The organism is Pseudomonas sp. H11T01 (assembly GCF_048515765.1).
Taxonomy (GTDB): domain Bacteria; phylum Pseudomonadota; class Gammaproteobacteria; order Pseudomonadales; family Pseudomonadaceae; genus Aquipseudomonas.
This window is the reverse complement of sequence record NZ_JBLYED010000016.1, coordinates 128,308-146,224: the sequence shown is the minus strand read 5'-3', so window position 1 is coordinate 146,224 and position 17,917 is coordinate 128,308. Positions and strand designations below refer to the sequence as shown.

The following is a 17,917-nucleotide window of genomic DNA, read 5'->3' as shown; positions in this document are numbered from 1 at the left end:
TGCGAAGCGACCTACGGCATCACTGGCGCCACATACACCAGCGTCGTCCCCAGCGCCCATAGCAGAAACAGCACCAGCGGCGTATGGACCAGCAACTGCACGAAGGAAAACCCGATCAAGTCCCGCGCCTTAAGCCCCAGCACGCCGAGTAACGGCAACATGTAGAACGGGTTGATCAGGTTCGGCAATGCTTCGGCGGCGTTGTAGATCTGTACGGCCCAGCCGAGGTGGTACTTCAGGTCGTTGGCGACTTGCATCACATACGGTGCTTCGATGATCCACTTGCCGCCACCCGACGGGATGAAGAACCCCAGTATCGCCGAGTACACGCCCATCAGCAGGGCGTAGGTGTCGTGGGAGGCGATCTGTACGAAGAAGGTCGATATGTGGTGCGCCAGGGTCTGGCCGTCGCTGCCTTTGACCACGGTCATCAGTGCGGCGATGGAGCCGTAAAGCGGGAACTGGATCAGCACGCCGGTGGTGGTCGGCACCGCGCGGGCCACCGCGTCGAGGAAGCTGCGTGGGCGCCAATGCAGCAGCGCGCCGAGCATCAGGAACAGGAAGTTGTAAGTGTTCAGGCCGGAGATCGCGCTGATCGCAGGTTTGGTCGAGAACTCGTGAAACAACCAGCCTGCCGCCAACAGCACCAGCAAAATCGTCAGCACCGGACTGTATTCCAGCCATTCGCCGGGGCGTGTGCGCGGCTGCGGTTCAGGGATGTTGAAACTCGGATCGACCCCGCAGGCCTTGGCATCACGGGCACTGGCCGGACCCGGCGCGGTGGCGTAGGCGATGATCAGCGAGACCACGATCAACGCCAACAGCAGGGCGCCGGACTGCCAAAGGAAAATGGTTTGAGTGAACGGAATCATGCCCGTGATCGACAGAATCGATGGCGGCAGGCTGGCCGGGTTGGCCTGTAATTGTGCGGCGGACGAAGACAGCCCCAGTGCCCAGACTGCGCCGAGCCCCAGGTAGGCTGCGGCACCGGCAGCGCGATAGTCCATACGCAAATCAGTGCGACGGGCCAAGGCACGAACCAGTAACCCGCCGAACACCAGCGACAAGCCCCAGTTCAACAGCGACGCAACCATGGAAATCAGCGCCACCCAGGCCACGGCGGAGCGGCCGTTTTTCGGGATGCGCGCTAGACGATCGATGAGCTTCACCGCTGGCGGTGAACTGGCGACCACATAGCCACCGATCACTACGAAGGCCATCTGCATGGTGAACGGAATCAGGCTCCAGAACCCGTCACCGAAGGCCATGGCGGCATCGGTCGGTTTCGCGCCCATGGTCATGGTTGCCACGCAGACGACGATCACCGCCAGTGCAGCAAATACCCAGGAATCGGGAAACCAGCGCTCGGCAAAACTGGAGCAACGCAGGGCAAAGCGGGCATAGCGGCTATCTTCGATATCAGCGGCCACGGAAATACCTCGAGAATTTTTATGTTTATTGTGGTGTCCGCAGAGTAGCAGCGGCTCTTTTGGTCAGGTGCCAACAGTAAAACAATCAGTCTGGTATTGCCGAAGCTGTTTTGCGTACATAGGACTATGGTCTAACGGGTTGTTCCCCCGGGCATTTGCGTAGACCATTAGCGCCGTGGTTTTGCCTATCCAGAGTTTGTTTTATGACTGTCATTACCGATTTGCGACCGGCGCCATTCTCCCGGTCTGACTACAAAACCCTTGGGCTGGCGGCCCTCGGCGGTGCGCTGGAAATCTACGATTTCATCATCTTCGTATTTTTCGCGCTGACCCTCAGCCAGCTGTTCTTCCCACCGGAAATGCCCGAATGGCTGCGTTTGCTGCAAAGCTTCGGGATCTTCGTCACGGGCTACCTGGCGCGCCCGTTGGGTGGAATTTTGATGGCGCATTTTGCCGATCAGCTGGGGCGCAAGAAGGTCTTCAGCCTGAGCATCCTGATGATGGCGCTGCCGTGTCTGCTGATCGGGATCATGCCGACCTACGCCCAGATCGGCTATTTCGCGCCGTTGCTGTTGCTGGCGTTGCGAGTGCTGCAAGGCGCGGCGGTGGGCGGTGAAGTGCCGAGCGCCTGGGTGTTCGTCGCCGAGCATGCGCCGGTCGGCCACCGGGGTTATGCCTTGGGCTTTTTACAGGCCGGACTGACCTTCGGTTATCTGATCGGCGCGCTGACCGCGACATTGCTGGCGCAGGTTTTCACCCCGGCAGAAATCCTCGATTACGCCTGGCGCTACCCGTTTCTGCTGGGCGGAGTGTTCGGTGTGATCGGCGTCTGGCTGCGTCGCTGGTTGAGCGAAACACCGGTATTCATGGCCATGCAGGCCCGTCGCGAAGCCGATGCCGAACTGCCGCTGCGCACCGTGTTGCGTGATCATCGTCAGGCGATGCTGCCGGCAATGCTCCTGACCTGCGTGTTGACCTCGGCGGTGGTGGTGTTTGTGGTCATTACCCCGACCATGATGCAAAAAACCTTCGGCATGACCGCCAGCCATACTTTTGCCCTGAGCAGCCTGGGCATCGTTTTCCTGAACATCGGTTGCGTACTGGCCGGTCTGATCGTCGACCGCATCGGCGCCTGGCGCACGGTCATGCTCTACAGTCTGCTGCTGCCACTGGGCATTGCAGTGCTCTATACCTGCCTGATCGCCGGCGGCAGCTGGATCGGCGTTGCCTACGCGGTCGCCGGCCTGAGCTGTGGAGTGGTCGGCGCGGTGCCGTCGGTGATGGTCAGCCTGTTTCCGGCGCGGATCCGTGTCTCCGGGATCTCTTTTACCTACAACATTGCCTACGCACTTTGGGCAAGTATCACACCGCTGCTATTGATCGGTCTGATGCCGTGGAGCCCGTGGATATGTGTGATCTATTGCGCGGTAATGGGCGCAGTCGGAGTCGGTAGCGCGGCGTATTTTGGTTCGCGTGTGCCTGGCATGGGTTGTGGCGCGGTGGCTTCTGGCGTTTAGGGGACAAGGTTATTCGCGATGTCTGTCGTTACGGACATCGCGGTTCTGAATCAACGCGTCTGCGTCACTTTCTTCAAAAATCTCGGCTGATCAGGGTTGCGCCCGCGAGCAACAGCCAGTTGTGCGGCGATCAGGTAAAAACCCTGAATCATCGTGAACGGCTCCAGCAGCGGATGCACGGTCGGCACGCTCGGTAACAAATGAGCGCAAGCCGTGCCACGCGGTGCCACGATCAGCACCTGAGCACCGCGGGCGCGCATGTCTTCGGCGAAGATCAGCGTGCCGGCCTGCTCCGGGCCAGAAGCGGCGAACACCAGCACCGGATACCCTTTCTCGATGATTTCCATTGGTCCATGGCGAACCTCGGCGCTGGAAAACGCTTCGGCTTGAATGCCGGAGGTTTCCTTGAGTTTGAGCGCAGCTTCCTGGGCAATCGGCAAGGCTGCTCCGCGCCCGATGACAATCATTTTGTCGGCGCGGGCCAGTACCTTGAGTGCCGGCGACCAATCCTCGGCCGCGGCTTCGTCCATTTGTTGTGGTAGCTGCTGCAATGCGGCAGTCAGCCCATTGCCGATGCCCAGTGCGTCGGCCAGATAGGCGACCGTTTGCGCAGCAGCCATCAACATGGCCACGTAACTCTTGGTCGCGGCCACACTTTGTTCGAGCCCGGCCGGCAGCAGAATTTGCGCGTCGGTGACGGCGGCCAGTGGCGAATGGGCAGTGTTGACCAGCGCTGCCGAGGTCGCGCCGCGTTGTTGCAGGTAACGAACGCTGTCGATCAAGTCCGGGCTTTTTCCAGACTGGGAAAACGCCGCCACCCAGCACTTTTTCAAGCGCAGCGGCGGCTGTTGCAGGCTGACCAGCGACAACGGAATCGACAGGCTGGGCACGCCAATCTGGCTCATCATCGCGTAGCTGAAGTAGGCGGCGGCATGGTCCGAACTGCCGCGGGCGACGGTGATCATCAGCTCTGGCAGATCGTCAGCCAACCGTTGGCTCAGGGCACGAACTGCCGCGTCATCGTCGAGCATGCGTTGCAGGATCGCCGGGATGGACAGGGTTTCACTCAACATCAATGACATAACGAAATACCTGATGGTCCTCAGCCACGCGGGCTGCCGGAAGCGGAAAGAACATCGCCGGCGGCGATGAGTTGTTGTGCGATAGCATTCAGCCCGGCCGCTTCCATGGCCATGCTCAGCGCGCCCCACAGCGGCGCGTCGTGGGTGAAATGCGCGGCGACGATTTGCGGTGGAAACGGCACCACTCGACGGATCAGTTGTTCTATCACCGGCGCCAAGGTCGAGGCCTGGCGATACATACCACCGCCAATCGCGATCCGTCCGACGTCCAGCGCTACCGCCAGATTAGCAACCTGCACCGCCGGCCACGACGCCGTTACGCTGGGAGCGGCGGCATTGATGATCCTGGCCGAAATCAGCCCGGACTATGAGGCGTTGCTCAAGCCGGAGTGAGGTTGGATGCAATGTCCGGATTGAAACCATTCGCGGGCCTGCGGCAGAGGCAAACTGCTACTATTTTTGCAGGGCAAGCTTGAGTTGCTCTTCAGAAAAATTTTCCGTGGCCGATGGCTTGGCTGAATGCCGCTCTCAACCCTGTCCATCGGTGCATCCCCCCATGTTTAACAAACGCTTGAAGCAGGAGCTGTCGGCTCTTCGCGAAGAACTCTCCAGCCTTGTGCAAGTGAAAGAAAGCCTGGAAAGCGAGATGCTCGTCATCACCCTTGATCCCGATGGGCGCATTCAATCGGTGAATCAGAACTTCACCGCAGAGATGTTCTACAAGAGCAGCGACGTGCTCGGGCGACACATTGAAGATATCGTCCCGGTTCATGTGAAGGCGGATGAGTTTCACCATCGCTTCAAAACCGCGCTGACCCGCGGTGAGCACTTTGCCGGAACGGTTCGCTTGCTCAGAGGCAATGGCCAGGAGGCCTGGCTGCGCTCGATCGTGCAACCGGTTCGATCCTCGGACGGACGGATCAAGAATTTTTCGATCTACTCCAGCGACCTGACCCGTACCATTGAAGCTTCCCGTGAACACGAAAACCTGATCGGTGCGTTGGTGCGTTCAACGGCGGTGATTGAGTTCGATATGGGCGGCATCGTGCTGGCGGCCAACGACCGGTTTCTCAGCGGTATGGGTTACAGCCTGGCGCAGATCAAAGGTAAACATCACCGCGCGTTCTGCGAGCCCGAGGATTACAACAGCGCAGAGTATCAGGGGTTCTGGAAGCGCTTGAACGCTGGCGAGTTCGTTGCAGGCCGCTTCAAACGCATTGACAGCCATGGTCGTGTGGTCTGGCTTGAGGCCTCTTATAACCCGGTGACCGACGCCAATGACAAACTCTACAAAGTCGTCAAATTTGCCACGGTGATCACTGATCAGGTGAATCAGGAACACGCCGTCGCCGAAGCCGCGAATATTGCCTACAGCACCTCATTGCAGACCGACAGCAGCGCCCAACGCGGTACGACGGTGGTCACTCAGGCGGTGAATGTAATGCGCGATCTGGCCAGGCACATGCAACAGGCCGGCGAAGGCATCGAAGCGCTGAACGAGCAATCTCTGGTGATCGGTACCATCGTCAAAACCATCAGCGGTATCGCCGAACAAACCAACCTGCTGGCGCTCAACGCCGCGATCGAGGCGGCCCGTGCTGGCGAGCAAGGTCGAGGTTTTGCGGTGGTAGCGGACGAGGTTCGACAGCTGGCCTCGCGCACCAGCAAAGCCACTGACGAAATCGTCGGTGTGGTGCGTCAGAACCAGGACATGGCTCGCGACGCAGTGGCCTTGATGAGTGACGGCAAACTCCAGGCTGAGCAAGGTCTGGCGCTGGCTGCCGAAGCAGGCACGGTGATTGTCGAGATTCAGGACGGCGCGCAGAAAGTGGTCAGTGCTGTGGGGCAGTTTGCCAATCAGTTGTCGGCGTAAACACCGCACACATGGGAGCGCTTGCCGTAAATGGCTACAATCGGCTCTTTTCTCAGGAGCAGACCGCCATGAGCGTTTCCCACCGTCGTCCGGTTCCCTTGTCCAAGGCCTATCGTCTGCTCAACCACGGGCCGACCGTTCTGGTCAGCGCCGCCCACGCCGGACAACGCAATATCATGGCTGCCGCCTGGGCCATGCCACTGGATTTCGAACCACCGAAGGTTGCGGTGGTCCTCGATAAATCCACCTGGACCCGACAACTGCTCGAAGCCTCGGGCACCTTCGTACTCAACGTACCCTGCGCGGCTCAGGCCGATATCGTGCAAACCGTAGGTTCGACCTCCGGGCTCGAGCTGTCTCAGGGCGAAGGTCGCGACAAGTTCCAGGCCTATGACCTGCAAACCTTTGCCGGCGATGTCGTCGACGCGCCAATGCTCGAAGGCTGTGTGGCGTGGCTGGAATGCCGACTGTTGCCGGAGCCCCACAACCATCAACAATACGACCTGTTTCTGGCTGAAGTGATATCCGCCCAGGCAGACGAACGAGTCTTCAGCGAAGGCCGCTGGCACTTCGAAGGGCAGGATGCATTACGTACGTTGCACCACGTCGCGGGCGGACACTTTCTGAAAATCGGCGACCCGGTGGATGGGAAGACGTTGCAGGATTGAGGCCCCCAGCATTAGTGCAATCCGGGTTTCAGATCCACACATCATTCACCGCAGTCCGTACTCCACCTTCGTGCCCGGTGTTTAAAACGCCCTTGGGCTCGATCAGCAGCAGCTTAACCTCATGCTCGGCATACGGTTTGTGCTCGACGCCTTTGGGCACGACAAACATTTCGCCCTGAGACACAGACACCTGGCCATCGCGAAAGTCGATGCGCAGCTGACCTTCAAGCACGATGAAGGTCTCGTCTGTATCGGCATGGTCATGCCAGATGAAATCCCCTTGCAGCTTCACTACCTTGAACTGGTAGTCGTTCATTTCGGCGATGACCTTGGGTGTCCACTGCTCATCGAACAGGCTGAGTTTTTGCGCAAAGTTCAGGCTTTGATAATGTTTCATGAGGTTCATCCGCTGGTTGATCGTGAGCCGACGATAGCCACGGCCGCAGCGTGTTTCTTGTACGATTGTGCAGCCTTCAGCGCCCGTGCATTTTCAACCAGCGTGCAGGCGACAGGCCGTAGGTTTTGCTGAACTGTCGGGTCATGTGGCTTTGATCGGTGAAACCGGCGATCAGCGCGGCGCTGACCAGCGGTTGTCCCTGTATCAGCAATGAGCGGACCAGATCGAGTCGGCGCATGGTCAGGTATCGATAAGGGCTGGTGCCGAACAGCAGGCGAAAGTCCCGCGACAGGCCCCAGCGATCCCGGCCGCTCTGCTCGGCCAGTTCATCCAGCGTCACGGTGCGGTCCAGGGCACTGTGCATGAATTCCCGCGCCCGTTCCGCCGCCAGGTAATCGAAGCTCTGGCGAGTCGCAGGCACACCGGACACGGCACTCAGGGCATTCGCCAGATCGAACAGCGCGTCCTGCTCTTCCAGCGGATCAAGAGGGCAGTCCAGGCTTTGCAGCAACACGTTGGTTGCCGCGTATAGCCGTGGATCAGCAGACAGGCCGGTCTTGATAAAAGGCAAAGGCTTGCCACCGAGCATCTGCTGAATCAGCGCGGGCTCGATATACATCATTCGGTACTTGAAGCCATCCTCGGTGCCGGCCTCGCCGTCATGGACTTCATCCGGGTGCAGCACCATGGTCCCGCCCGGCAGGCTATGACGCCACTCGCCGCGATACTGAAAGCTTTGCACGCCAGAAAGGGTGCGACCTATCGCATAAGTGTCGTGACGGTGCAGGTCATAACCGTGACTCGAAAAATACGCCTCGATGCGCTCCAGACTGCTGGTGTGGGGCGCGCGGTGGAGCCAGTCGGTGCGGTTGTTGTGTTTGCCCATGGGGGGCTGTCCTTGCTGTGTGCGCAATGACAAGTACGGTAACGCACAGCGAACAGGCTGTCTTCATCGGGTCAAAGGCGCCTTGGGGGGCGATCCCCTCTCCTTGCACTGTTATCGGAGGAGGGAGGGGACTTCTCGGCGTTCTTACCGACCGTTCCAAACTCGATCGGGGTCTTGATGTAGAACAAGGAAATGTCTTCGGTCTCCAGACGCTCGAACAGGCGCACGGACTCCTCTTCGGTAATCGCCAGACGAATCTCGAGGGGCTGATCGGCAAGATCGAAAAAATGCGCGGAGTGCAGGCGGCCCGTATGGCCAAAACCTTCGATGCCGGTGGACAGTGTGGCGCCGTGTAGACCCATATCTTTCGCCAAATCGACGATCCAGTCACCGAGCATTTTTCCGTGGTGACGACGATTTTGCTGAGTAAAAAAAATCACCAGGAAACCATTCATGATCAATCTCCCGTGGCATGCGCTGATCAGTTGAAACGATAGAGAACGATGACCTGCATGATTTCAGCATAGCTGCTTGCCTCCAGCGCGGTTACCCTTGCGTCAGGACCTCACCACAACAAACTAAGGACGGTTTATCCGATGGAACTACAACACCTGATGTACGCCGGCCCGTTGCTGTCGCTGGCGCTGCTGTGGACTGTCGCGGTGGTTACGCCGGGGCCAAACTTCTTCACCACGGCGCAACTGGCGGCCAGTTGCTCCCGTCGTCATGGAGTGTTTGCCGCGTTGGGCGTGGCGACGGGTACCGTGTTGTGGGGCCTGGCCGGTGGCTTGGGCATCAAGTCACTGTTTGCCGCCGCGCCGACGCTGTACCTGACCTTCAAAATCGTTGGAGGCTGTTACCTGATCTACCTGGGCCTGAAGCTGTTTAAGCGTCAACCGGTGACGGCGAGCAGCGACAGCGACCTGTTGAACGAGCCCAAGCGCACGCTGTTCTCGGCCTGGCGTTTGGGTTTTCTGGGCAACATGACCAACCCCAAATCTGCGCTGTTCGTCGCCACCATCTTTGCCACTGCCATGCCCGCTTCACCACCGCCTCTGCTGCTGGCGCTGGCGGTCATGACCATGTCGACGTTGTCGTTCTGCTGGTATTGCAGCGTGGCGACGCTCTTCGCCAGCAGCCGTGTCGCGGGCGTCTATAGTCGTTCTCGCAAATGGCTGGATCGGTTTGCCGGCAGCTGTTACGTGCTGTTTGGCGGGCATTTGTTGGCCAATCGCTGAAGAACAGGTTCGCGGCGAAGAACCGCGACGACACGAGCAAAATGTCAGGAGACTGCAAAATGAATCTTAGCTACCGGCCGGTAGAGGAACAGGACATCCCACGGATTTGCAGCTTTCCCCAGAACGAGGAGGAGCTGTTTTTCTTCTTTCCTGCGGCCACCTGGCCGTTGACCCATGAGCAACTGCGCAACTCGATTGCTCAGCGATCAGATTCGACAGTTATTGAACAGGACGGCCAGGTTGTCGGTTTCGCCAACTTCTACCATTGGGCAACCGAGGGAACCTGCACCATTGGCAACGTCATCATCGATCCCGAGGCGCGAGCGGGTGGGATTGGCGGGCACTTGATCAAGCACATGATCGGGATCGCCCTGAGCAAACACCGCGCCGCCGAGGTGACGCTCTCCTGCTTCAATCAGAACGTGGCGGGGCTGCTGTTCTATCCAAAGTTGGGGTTCACGCCTTACGCCATCGACGAGCGCAAAAACAAGCAGGGCGAGCGGGTGGCACTGATTCATATGCGCTATACGAGGGCCTGAGTTTTTCACCCGATTCGGTTGCCGTATCAAGAAACTGTACGTTCACAATGAGGCCAGATGATGAGCAAGTTGCGGGTTGGGATTATTTTTGGTGGTCGCTCGGCAGAGCATGAAGTCTCGCTGCAATCGGCGAAAAACATTGTCGACGCGCTGGACCGTTCGCGCTTCGAACCGTTGCTGATCGGTATCGACAAGCAAGGGCGCTGGCACCTGAATGACACCTCAAACTTCCTGATCAACCAGGAAAACCCGGCGCTGATCGCCCTCAACCAGTCAAACCGCGAACTGGCCGTGGTGCCAGGCAAGTCTAGCCAGCAATTGGTCGAGACTTCCAGCCAGGAGTTGTTGGGGCATGTCGATGTGATCTTCCCCATCGTCCACGGCACCTTGGGCGAGGACGGGTGCTTGCAGGGTTTGCTGCGCATGGCGGACCTGCCCTTTGTCGGTTCCGACGTGCTCGGCTCGGCGGTCTGCATGGACAAGGACATCAGTAAACGCCTTCTGCGTGATGCCGGCCTGGCGATCACGCCGTTCATCACCCTGACCCGCGCGAGCGCCGCTCGCACCAGTTTTGCTGAAGCGCAACGCAAGCTCGGCCTGCCAATGTTCGTCAAGCCAGCGAACCAGGGCTCCTCGGTGGGCGTCAGCAAAGTCAACGATGAAGCGCAGTACACGGCGGCTGTTGAACTAGCGCTGAGCTTTGACGAAAAAATCTTGATTGAGTCCGCCGTCAGCGGCCGCGAAATCGAATGCGCGGTGCTCGGCAATGACCAGCCGATCGCCAGCGGATGCGGCGAGATCGTGGTGCGCAACGGGTTCTACTCCTACGACAGCAAATACATTGATGACCAGGCCGCAGAAGTCGTGGTGCCGGCAAACATCAGCGTTAATGCCAGTGAACGCATTCGCGCCCTCGCCATCGAGGCGTTTCAGGTCCTTGGCTGTTCCGGTCTGGCCCGTGTCGACGTGTTCCTCACCGATAGTGGCGAAGTGCTGATCAACGAACTCAACTCGCTGCCGGGCTTCACCCGCATCAGCATGTACCCCAAACTCTGGCAGGCTGCCGGCATGAGCTACAGCGAACTGGTCAGTCGCCTGATCGATCTGGCGCTGGAGCGCCACGCATCACGTCAGGCGTTGAAGTACAGTCGCTAAACAGGGGGGAGACTCGGGTAAGCGTTACCGCGGTGATCAAAGCGTCGGACATTATTTTGGGGGTGCCGGCCTGACTCGACGAATCCTGAGCTACGTTGGAGCGTTGGTTTGTAGAACGTCTCCAGCGTGTGGGTTTTCTTTGGTAGTACTCATTCAGAACTTTCATACGCATAAAAAGGACTTCGGTGGCAGCGGAGTGCGGGCCGAAAAGCATATCAAGCAGGAGTTCTAGGTAGATCGCCTCAGAACTTCCTATTCCTGCTTGGAAATGCACATGAAGCGCTTGGTCCCCCGTAGCGAGATAAAAAAATTATCGTCTGACCCAAATCGAAAGCCCATTTTTTGCAGTTTGCTACGTTGAGCGGGCATTAGCCCGGCCGATGGACATTTGGGGATTAACCGATCTGCTCAGAGAGTGCGGCTCATCGATTAGGGGTAGTTCATGTCTACACAATAAGAAATCAATCCTCGAAAAAGTTGAGCGTGGCGACTGGCTTTTGATTTCAAGTGAGCCATTCAGTCCTCTAAGTGACGATACGTTTGGAAAGTATTCAGACCTTACAGGCAGATCGTTCTCCCTGGACAGTTTCTCCATCCGCAAGCCAGAACCAGTACACAAATCTCTGTCAGACGGCGAACCACTTACCTTGCCGAAAGGACTAGAGTCAGTGCGTGAGAAACTGAAACCTGAAGAAGGCGCCGGTAAATGGGTTCTAAAGGAAATTGATTACGATGGCGTAAAAAATACGTTCGTCATGTTGGCTAACAGACTCGGATCATTAGGCGACGAAGGGCGAATGCTTGGGTCCGACGGAAAGGATTACACAAACACCACGCGTACCTTGATTCAGGAATGGTTGCCTCTTGCGGAAATGAGAGCCATTTTTCATCAAGGTCCGCGGTGAATCGTTACGGGGAGCTGCGTTACATAAAACAGCAGTATCAGGAGGGTGAGGATAGTTGGCATGTATCGGGTAATTCGTGGCACTGGCAACCCGTAACGGCGGACACGGTGTATGAGTATAAAGAGGAGAAACAATGACTGTGCGAAACAGGCTAGAGGCCTCCTCGGTATGGTGGATATGGGGAATTCTGGATGCTCTGTCTGTCGCGTGGTACGTCGTCAGCAGCGTGAGGCATAACCGGGTTCCCTATTTGACTGACATGTTTGACGCGTTTGAACTGCTGCAGGATCAGGGACCCGTTCAGGCAGTTATCGTCGCAGTGAGTTGGGCGCTTCAACTGTCGATTATTGTCAGCGCTCTGTTGTTTTTGACTCGCCGTAGCGAAGCGAAGTGGCTTGGATTTGCACAAATACCGTTGCGCCTGATTTTTCTGGTGCCCTCTATTTCAGTTGTATTACTCGGTGCACAGATCTTTCCAGGCTATAGCCCGATGTTGATGATGGCTCTGATCGTCGGCTCGGAAATAGTCAAAGGCGGGACCCTGTGGATGTCCAAGGGGTGGGCAGGTCGACCGGAAATTGCTTCGACTCATAGACCTGGACGAGGGTAATCATGATGTCGAAGGAGTCACCTGCCGGGGTGTCTGGCTCTGGTTCGTTGTCGAACAACGCAGACACATCCTTGAGTGCTGCGCGGTAGTCTTGATCTGTGTGAATCGGGCGAATATTCATGATGTTTATTCCATTTCGACGGTAGCGATCAATCGCGCATTCCCATAAAAGGGCCTACCTCCCAGTAAGCCCTTTGTCATATCCACAACCGATCAATCCCCCAGCGCTTCACCCTCACGCCGTGGATCAGCACCGCCGGCCCATGTGGCTTTGCCCTGGGCATCCCGGACGCGAACGATGGCTTGGGTGCCGCTGGTCATGTCGATTTCGTTTACGACGTGCCCTTTGTCTTTTAGGGCTTGCACCAGCGTGGGTGTGAATTGCCCTTGCTCGAGTTCGGTCGGGCCATTGCGGCTGCCGAAGTTGGGCAGGCTGATGGCGGCTTGCGGGTCCATGTTCCAGTCGAGCATGGCGACCACTGACTTGGCGACGTATTCGATGATTTGCGAACCGCCCGGTGAGCCAACGGTCGCTACCAGCTCGCCACTCTGGCGGTCGAAGATCAGTGTCGGGGCCATGGAAGAGCGGGGGCGTTTGCCGGGTTCGACGCGGTTGGCGACGGGCTGGCCATTTTCTTCGGGGATGAACGAGAAGTCGGTCATCTGGTTGTTGAGCATGAAGCCCTGGACCATGAGGTGAGAGCCGAAGGCAGCTTCCACGGTGGTTGTCATCGACACAGCGCCGCCCAGGTCGTCTACCGCGACAACCTGCGAGGTGGAAATCCGCATCGGCGAGCGGTCTGGGGCGTAGGCCACCCGGATGCCGTCCGGGTGGCCTGGCTTGGCGGTACCCATGCTGCGCTCACCAATTAAGGCTGCTCGGTCTGCCAGATAGCGGGGGGCGATCAAGCCTGCGACCGGAACGGGGACGAAATCGGAGTCAGCCACATAGAGCCCGCGGTCGGCATAGGCCAGGCGCTCTGCTTCGGCAATCAGGTGAACGGCTTGCGGTGCAGGCTCCATCCCGGCCGGGGTCGTGGTTTTGACGGGTTTGAGGGGCGGCAGGGCGAAGCGGCTATCCTGTGCTTCCAGCGCCTGCAAGGTGCCGAGGATTTGCGCAACGGCAATCCCGCCCGAAGACGGCGGCGGCATGCCGCAGACTTGCCAGCGTTTGTAGTCGGTACACAGCGGCGTACGCTCCTTGGCGGCGTAGCCTTGCAGATCGGTCATCGACAGGCTACCGGGGTTGGCATTGCCCTGAACCTTGGCGGTGATCTCCTGGGCGATCGAGCCTCGATAAAGCGCATCGGGGCCTTCTTTGGCGATCCGTTTCAGTACAGCTGCCAATGCCGGATTTTTCAGCAGGGTACCGACGGCTTTCGGGCTGCCATTGGTATTGAGGAAATAGCTGGCCATGTCAGGCGAGCGGGGCAGGAACGGATCGGAGGCGATCATCGTGTGCAGTCGTGGCGAGATCGGGAAGCCTTGCTCTGCCAGGCGAATGGCCGGCTCGAACAGCTGTGCCCACGGTAGTCGCCCATGCTTTTGGTGGGCCAACTCAAGAGCGCGCAATACGCCCGGTGTCCCCACCGAGCGACCGCCAATTTGCGCCTGGGTGAACGGCATTGGCTTGCCGTCAGGTTGCAGGAAGAGTTTTTCGGTCGCACCTGCCGGCGCGGTTTCGCGTCCGTCATAGGCCTGCACGGTTTTGCCGTCCCAGAGCATGATCAGTGCGCCGCCGCCAATGCCTGAGGATTGCGGTTCCACCAAGGTCAGCACCGCTTGCATCGCGATCGCGGCATCGATCGCCGAGCCACCCTGACGCAACATCTCACGCCCAGCCTCGGCTGCCAGCGGGTTGGCGGCCGCTGCCATGTGATGAGTGGCGCTCTGGGTACGCATATCGGTGCGGTAACCCGAGGCGACTTCCGGGGCGACTGGTAGTGCGGTGACGGAAGGTGCAGAAGGCGGGGCGTTGCAAGCGGCGAGGGTTAAAGCGGCGGCTATCAGCGAAAGGGCAGATAGGCGGTAGTGGCTCAAGTTGAAGGCTGAGAACACGCGGGGAACTCCGTCCGTGGGAAAAAAGAGGTGTCTAGTGCGGGGGAATGTATCGGCCGAGAGCGGCAGGCGCAACGCACAGGGCGATTTCGCTGGCCGCTCAGGCGAGCATCTTCAATGCTGCCCTTATCTGTTCAGAGCAAGGCTTTGGAAAAGTATCGGCTGGGCGTCTCGCCGAGTACCTTGCGAAATACCGTGGTGAAAGCGCTTGGGCTGCTGTAGCCCAGATCCATCGCCACTCGCGTAATCGGTTCTGCGTTACCCAAGCGAACCACGGCCGCCAGCAAGCAGGCCTGCTGACGCCACTCGACAAAGCTGATGCCGGTTTGCTGGCGAAATAGCCGCGTAAAGGAACGACGACTCATTGCGACCTGATCGGCCATGTCGTCGATGCTCATTTCCAGCGAAGGCAGATTCAGCAGATTGCGACAGGCTTTCGCCAGTCGAGGTTCAGTGGGTAACGGTGCGTTCAGTGAGAGTGTCGGCATTGCCGCGATTTCGTGCAGCAATAAGGCCATCAAGTGGCCGTCCCGATGTTCCTCAGCGTAAAGGGCGGGGATGTCGATGGCTCGTACGAGGAGATGGCGAAGCAAGTCCGACACACCGAACACCTGGCAGTGCGCAGGCAGGCCGAGTCGCGCTACTGCGGGGTTACGAATGTAAGTGTTGAGCATGGTCACAGGCCCGCTCATCAGCATCTCGTGGGGAACGCCGGCGGGTACCCATATGGCCCGCTGCGGTGGCACGACCCAGTTGCCCTCGTTGGTGAAGACGCTAATCACACCGTTGGCGGCATAGGCGAATTGTCCGCGTTGGTGCGTATGCAGAGCGAAACGCAGCCCATTGGGGTAGTCATGGGCGGTGACTACGGCATCGCGTGGCGTGTTTTCGTAGGAATCGATGTGGATTTGGCGCATGGCCCAAATTTAATGATTTATGGCCTGGCATTGCAAGCAGGCCACCCCTGTACCTGGTCATAGTGATGCCCTGGCCGGAGCGTCCTGTCGCCGGCACCGGGCTCCTGGAAATATCTACGATGCAGAAGAAGCACCTGATCCTGGCTGTGTTGGTGACGGCTGTCTGGGGTTTGAATTTTCCGATCACCAAGCTTGGCCTGGCCGCCATTGATCCGCTCCTGCTGACTGCACTTCGCTTCACGCTGGCGGCATTACCTTGGGTCTTCTTTGTCCGGCGTCCGCAGGTCGCTTTTCAATGGTTGGTAGCTTACGGACTGATTTTTGGTGTGGCGATGTGGGCGCTGATCAATATAGGGATTGAACAGGGAGTGCCTCCGGGAACCGCCGCTCTGTTGATTCAGTTCAGCGCGTTTTTCACCCTGGGCTGGGGAGTATTGCTGTTTCGCGAGAGCCTGAGCCTGGGGCAGGTCTTGGGCATGGTGCTCGCGGCTTTGGGGTTGTTCAGTATTGTTCAGGGAAGCCCGGGCGAGGCCACGACGGTAGGCTTTGTTTTGTTGATGGTGAGCGCATTCAGTTGGAGCGTCGGTAACGTCATCATCAAGCAATCCAGGGTGCGAGAAATGTTTGCCTTCGTGGTGTGGGCCAGTCTGTTCCCGCCGATACCGCTGTTCCTACTGACCTGGTTAGCCCACGGGGCAGCGCCGTTCACAGCGTTGGCAACGCATGTTGATCGAGTGACAGTGTTCTCGCTCTTGTTCCAGGTCTATGCCGCCACGCACTTCTGCTATTGGGGTTGGAATCTGTTGCTACGTGAGTATCCGGTTTCCCGAGTGGCGCCGTTATCTTTGCTGATCCCGGTGTTTGGTGTAATCGGCTCGATAGTGATTCTTGGGCATAGGGTCGATGTCAGCGAAGGTTTGTCCATCGCGCTGATCCTGTCGGCACTTTCGGTTGGCTTGATAAAGGGCCGGCCCCTGTTCATGGGCACTACCCGGCCGGGCCAATAGAGAGTGCCTGCGCAGTGTTCTTACTGTGCAATGACGGAGCCGATCTTGCGTGTTTAAATCGGGCAGGCAGCATCAACCTACGTTTTTTCTCGATAAGCCGGAGCTATCTACATGGAAGTGATTAATCAAATGCGCCCTGACGAGTGCGAAGGGATGGAAGACATTCGGCGCGAGATCGATTTGCTTGATCGGGCCGTCATCAACCTGCTTGGCGCGCGCTTCAAATACGTCTTGGCCGCGTCGAAATTCAAAACCTCTGAAACCTCTGTGCGGGCACCGGAGCGCTTCAATGCGATGCTGGCCAAGCGTCGTGAATGGGCGGAAATCGAGGGACTGAGTCCCGAGGCGATCGAAAAGCTCTACACCGACCTGGTGAATCACTTCATCGAAGAGGAAATGAAGTGCTGGAAGGCTCATCACTGATGGAAAATCGCCTCAAAGGCGGTTTCTAATGTCGGTCTACTGAGCTTCCAGGGTCGATTGAAATAGACGTGCTCACAGAACAATAAGAGGCAGATATGCACACAGACTTTCCAACACAGATGAGTTACCGCGCACAACGCGAACAATTTCTGGCTGCGGCGACTGCGGCTGGCGCGAGCGTGACCGAGTACGTGCATCCACTCGTCGGGCCGTTCGGTGAGCCGCTGAGTACCGATGTTGCGGTACTCGGCAATCCTGATGCAAAGCGCCTGTTGGTGGCGCTTAGCGGCACCCATGGGGTTGAAGGGTTCTACGGTTCGAGTTGTCAGATCAAATGGCTGCAAACGTTCGCAAAGCGTTCTTTGCCCGCCGATACTGCGGTGGTGATGATTCACTTGATCAATCCATGGGGCACTGCCTGGCTGCGCCGCGTCAACGAAGACAATATCGATCTGAATCGTAACCACCTGAACTTCGATCTTCCGCTACCGAACAACGAGCCCTATGCGGCGCTTCATGAGATTTATGCGTGCACCCAGTTGCAGGGGCCGCAGCGGGACCGGGCCGACGCGCTGCTCAACGAACAGATTCGCGAGCATGGCTGGCCCACTGTGATGTCGATTGTCGAGGGCGGCCAGCACAGCCATCCCGACGGTCTGTTTTACGGTGGGCTGGCGCCGAGTTGGTCGAACCTGACGCTGCACAAAATCATTCAGGAGCATGTGTCGCGGTCCGAAGTCGCCATGTGCTTTGACTTGCACACCGGCGCGGGGGAGTACGGTCACCCAATGCTCTTGACCATTGCCCAGACCGCCTATCCGGCATTGGCGGATGCCCGTGCAGTGTATGGCCCTTGGCTGTACACCCTGCTGACCGGAGCGAACAGCCTGAGTGATACCGGTGTTGCCGCGACGGCCACCGGATACACGTCACAGGCGCTGATCGATGCGCTGCCACAGGTACACCTGATGCCTTTCGTCATCGAGTGCGGCACCTATCCAGGGGCAGAGGTTCACCGTCATCTACGCGATGATCACTGGCTGCACCTGCACGGTGACCCCAGCGATACAGTTGGGCGGCAAATCAAACTGGGTCTTCTCGAACAGTTCTATCCTGCCGACAGTGACTGGCAGGAGATGGTCTGGTTACGCACCCGGCAGATATGGGATCGAGCGTTGTCAGCGTTGCCGACGATTGGCTAATGGGATCGGA

The 17,917-nt window shown here is 58.4% G+C and carries 19 protein-coding genes and 2 pseudogenes; 12 read left to right on the top strand and 9 right to left on the bottom strand.

Features of this window, described 5'->3' with window-relative positions:
- Window positions 1–11: 11 nt before the first annotated feature.
- Complete coding sequence (locus ACN1C3_RS21580; RefSeq protein WP_419117782.1) at window positions 12–1,430, bottom strand: short-chain fatty acid transporter; 1,419 nt, start codon at window positions 1,428–1,430, stop codon at window positions 12–14.
- A 203-nt stretch (window positions 1,431–1,633) separates the two neighbouring features.
- Between ACN1C3_RS21580 and ACN1C3_RS21575 the strand changes: the two genes are divergently transcribed.
- Entirely contained in the window at window positions 1,634–2,947 is a 1,314-nt protein-coding gene (locus ACN1C3_RS21575; protein WP_419117781.1) for an MFS transporter, read from the top strand.
- A gap of 50 nt (window positions 2,948–2,997) precedes the next feature.
- Here ACN1C3_RS21575 and ACN1C3_RS21570 read toward each other — a convergent pair whose 3' ends face one another.
- Window positions 2,998–4,029, bottom strand: a complete 1,032-nt coding sequence (locus ACN1C3_RS21570; RefSeq protein WP_419117780.1) for an SIS domain-containing protein — start codon at window positions 4,027–4,029, stop codon at window positions 2,998–3,000.
- Between the two features lie 20 nt (window positions 4,030–4,049).
- A complete protein-coding gene (locus ACN1C3_RS21565; protein WP_419117779.1) occupies window positions 4,050–4,328 on the bottom strand; it encodes a hypothetical protein in 279 nt (92 codons plus the stop codon).
- 68 nt (window positions 4,329–4,396) lie between these two features.
- Between ACN1C3_RS21565 and ACN1C3_RS21560 the strand changes: the two are divergent.
- The 3 genes and pseudogenes from ACN1C3_RS21560 to ACN1C3_RS21550 all read left to right on the top strand — a co-directional run.
- Window positions 4,397–5,359 (top strand): annotated as a pseudogene (locus tag ACN1C3_RS21560) (PAS domain-containing protein); the annotation flags it as partial.
- 111 nt (window positions 5,360–5,470) lie between these two features.
- Window positions 5,471–5,902: a methyl-accepting chemotaxis protein gene (locus tag ACN1C3_RS21555; protein ID WP_419117797.1), complete on the top strand. Its 432-nt coding sequence runs from the start codon at window positions 5,471–5,473 to the stop codon at window positions 5,900–5,902.
- Between the two features lie 68 nt (window positions 5,903–5,970).
- Entirely contained in the window at window positions 5,971–6,570 is a 600-nt protein-coding gene (locus ACN1C3_RS21550) for a flavin reductase family protein (protein ID WP_419117778.1), read from the top strand.
- Window positions 6,571–6,598: 28 nt separating this feature from the next.
- Here ACN1C3_RS21550 and ACN1C3_RS21545 read toward each other — a convergent pair whose 3' ends face one another.
- From ACN1C3_RS21545 to ACN1C3_RS21535, 3 genes are all read right to left on the bottom strand, one after another.
- Window positions 6,599–6,967 carry a cupin domain-containing protein gene (locus tag ACN1C3_RS21545; protein WP_419117777.1) on the bottom strand — a complete coding sequence of 123 codons (369 nt, stop codon included), beginning with the start codon at window positions 6,965–6,967 and terminating at the stop codon, window positions 6,599–6,601.
- 76 nt (window positions 6,968–7,043) lie between these two features.
- Window positions 7,044–7,853, bottom strand: coding sequence for an AraC family transcriptional regulator (locus ACN1C3_RS21540; RefSeq protein ID WP_419117776.1), 810 nt, complete (start codon window positions 7,851–7,853; stop codon window positions 7,044–7,046).
- Window positions 7,854–7,924: 71 nt separating this feature from the next.
- A complete protein-coding gene (locus tag ACN1C3_RS21535; protein WP_419117775.1) occupies window positions 7,925–8,308 on the bottom strand; it encodes a DUF190 domain-containing protein in 384 nt (127 codons plus the stop codon).
- A 141-nt stretch (window positions 8,309–8,449) separates the two neighbouring features.
- On the opposite strand from ACN1C3_RS21535, the gene ACN1C3_RS21530 reads away from it, so the two are divergent.
- The 5 genes from ACN1C3_RS21530 (at window position 8,450) to ACN1C3_RS21510 (ending at window position 12,300) form a co-directional block, all read left to right on the top strand.
- Window positions 8,450–9,091, top strand: a complete 642-nt coding sequence (locus tag ACN1C3_RS21530; protein WP_419117774.1) for a LysE family translocator — start codon at window positions 8,450–8,452, stop codon at window positions 9,089–9,091.
- Between the two features lie 59 nt (window positions 9,092–9,150).
- Window positions 9,151–9,630, top strand: coding sequence for a GNAT family N-acetyltransferase (locus ACN1C3_RS21525; RefSeq protein ID WP_419117773.1), 480 nt, complete (start codon window positions 9,151–9,153; stop codon window positions 9,628–9,630).
- A gap of 60 nt (window positions 9,631–9,690) precedes the next feature.
- Window positions 9,691–10,785 carry a D-alanine--D-alanine ligase gene (ddlA, locus tag ACN1C3_RS21520; protein WP_419117796.1) on the top strand — a complete coding sequence of 365 codons (1,095 nt, stop codon included), beginning with the start codon at window positions 9,691–9,693 and terminating at the stop codon, window positions 10,783–10,785.
- Window positions 10,786–11,453: 668 nt separating this feature from the next.
- Complete coding sequence (locus ACN1C3_RS21515) at window positions 11,454–11,690, top strand: hypothetical protein (protein ID WP_419117772.1); 237 nt, start codon at window positions 11,454–11,456, stop codon at window positions 11,688–11,690.
- A gap of 133 nt (window positions 11,691–11,823) precedes the next feature.
- Complete coding sequence (locus tag ACN1C3_RS21510) at window positions 11,824–12,300, top strand: hypothetical protein (protein WP_419117771.1); 477 nt, start codon at window positions 11,824–11,826, stop codon at window positions 12,298–12,300.
- On the opposite strand, the pseudogene ACN1C3_RS21505 reads toward ACN1C3_RS21510, so the two are convergent.
- The 3 genes and pseudogenes from ACN1C3_RS21505 to ACN1C3_RS21495 form a co-directional block, all read right to left on the bottom strand.
- Window positions 12,245–12,421: pseudogene (locus tag ACN1C3_RS21505) on the bottom strand (transcriptional regulator); the annotation flags it as partial. The gene ACN1C3_RS21510 and the pseudogene ACN1C3_RS21505 overlap by 56 nt on opposite strands.
- Window positions 12,422–12,513: 92 nt before the next feature.
- Window positions 12,514–14,358, bottom strand: a complete 1,845-nt coding sequence (gene ggt, locus ACN1C3_RS21500; protein ID WP_419117770.1) for a gamma-glutamyltransferase — start codon at window positions 14,356–14,358, stop codon at window positions 12,514–12,516.
- Between the two features lie 134 nt (window positions 14,359–14,492).
- Window positions 14,493–15,275: an AraC family transcriptional regulator gene (locus ACN1C3_RS21495; RefSeq protein ID WP_419117769.1), complete on the bottom strand. Its 783-nt coding sequence runs from the start codon at window positions 15,273–15,275 to the stop codon at window positions 14,493–14,495.
- A gap of 119 nt (window positions 15,276–15,394) precedes the next feature.
- Here ACN1C3_RS21495 and ACN1C3_RS21490 point away from each other — a divergent pair, with 119 nt between their 5' ends.
- The 3 genes from ACN1C3_RS21490 to ACN1C3_RS21480 all read left to right on the top strand — a co-directional run bounded on the left by ACN1C3_RS21490 (window position 15,395) and on the right by ACN1C3_RS21480 (window position 17,907).
- Entirely contained in the window at window positions 15,395–16,282 is an 888-nt protein-coding gene (locus ACN1C3_RS21490; RefSeq protein ID WP_419117768.1) for an EamA family transporter, read from the top strand.
- Window positions 16,283–16,393: 111 nt separating this feature from the next.
- The gene (locus tag ACN1C3_RS21485) at window positions 16,394–16,705 is read left to right on the top strand and encodes an isochorismate lyase (protein WP_419117767.1); all 312 of its coding nucleotides are present in this window, start codon (window positions 16,394–16,396) and stop codon (window positions 16,703–16,705) included.
- 95 nt (window positions 16,706–16,800) lie between these two features.
- Window positions 16,801–17,907 (top strand): DUF2817 domain-containing protein, encoded by a 1,107-nt coding sequence (locus ACN1C3_RS21480; RefSeq protein WP_419117766.1) that lies wholly within the window; start codon window positions 16,801–16,803, stop codon window positions 17,905–17,907.
- Window positions 17,908–17,917 lie beyond the last annotated feature (10 nt).

What these genes read in the sequence shown, in the direction of transcription:
- ACN1C3_RS21535 (WP_419117775.1), bottom strand. Translation starts at nt 8,308, where the DNA reads ATGAATGGTTTCCTGGTGATTTTTTTTACTCAGCAAAATCGTCGTCAC.
- ACN1C3_RS21485 (WP_419117767.1), top strand. Translation starts at nt 16,394, where the DNA reads ATGGAAGTGATTAATCAAATGCGCCCTGACGAGTGCGAAGGGATGGAA.
- ddlA (WP_419117796.1), top strand. Translation starts at nt 9,691, where the DNA reads ATGAGCAAGTTGCGGGTTGGGATTATTTTTGGTGGTCGCTCGGCAGAG.
- ACN1C3_RS21510 (WP_419117771.1), top strand. Translation starts at nt 11,824, where the DNA reads ATGACTGTGCGAAACAGGCTAGAGGCCTCCTCGGTATGGTGGATATGG.
- ACN1C3_RS21495 (WP_419117769.1), bottom strand. Translation starts at nt 15,275, where the DNA reads ATGCGCCAAATCCACATCGATTCCTACGAAAACACGCCACGCGATGCC.
- ACN1C3_RS21540 (WP_419117776.1), bottom strand. Translation starts at nt 7,853, where the DNA reads ATGGGCAAACACAACAACCGCACCGACTGGCTCCACCGCGCGCCCCAC.
- ACN1C3_RS21545 (WP_419117777.1), bottom strand. Translation starts at nt 6,967, where the DNA reads ATGAAACATTATCAAAGCCTGAACTTTGCGCAAAAACTCAGCCTGTTC.
- ACN1C3_RS21525 (WP_419117773.1), top strand. Translation starts at nt 9,151, where the DNA reads ATGAATCTTAGCTACCGGCCGGTAGAGGAACAGGACATCCCACGGATT.
- ACN1C3_RS21550 (WP_419117778.1), top strand. Translation starts at nt 5,971, where the DNA reads ATGAGCGTTTCCCACCGTCGTCCGGTTCCCTTGTCCAAGGCCTATCGT.
- ACN1C3_RS21570 (WP_419117780.1), bottom strand. Translation starts at nt 4,029, where the DNA reads ATGTCATTGATGTTGAGTGAAACCCTGTCCATCCCGGCGATCCTGCAA.
- ACN1C3_RS21555 (WP_419117797.1), top strand. Translation starts at nt 5,471, where the DNA reads ATGCGCGATCTGGCCAGGCACATGCAACAGGCCGGCGAAGGCATCGAA.
- ACN1C3_RS21490 (WP_419117768.1), top strand. Translation starts at nt 15,395, where the DNA reads ATGCAGAAGAAGCACCTGATCCTGGCTGTGTTGGTGACGGCTGTCTGG.
- ACN1C3_RS21480 (WP_419117766.1), top strand. Translation starts at nt 16,801, where the DNA reads ATGCACACAGACTTTCCAACACAGATGAGTTACCGCGCACAACGCGAA.
- ACN1C3_RS21575 (WP_419117781.1), top strand. Translation starts at nt 1,634, where the DNA reads ATGACTGTCATTACCGATTTGCGACCGGCGCCATTCTCCCGGTCTGAC.
- ACN1C3_RS21530 (WP_419117774.1), top strand. Translation starts at nt 8,450, where the DNA reads ATGGAACTACAACACCTGATGTACGCCGGCCCGTTGCTGTCGCTGGCG.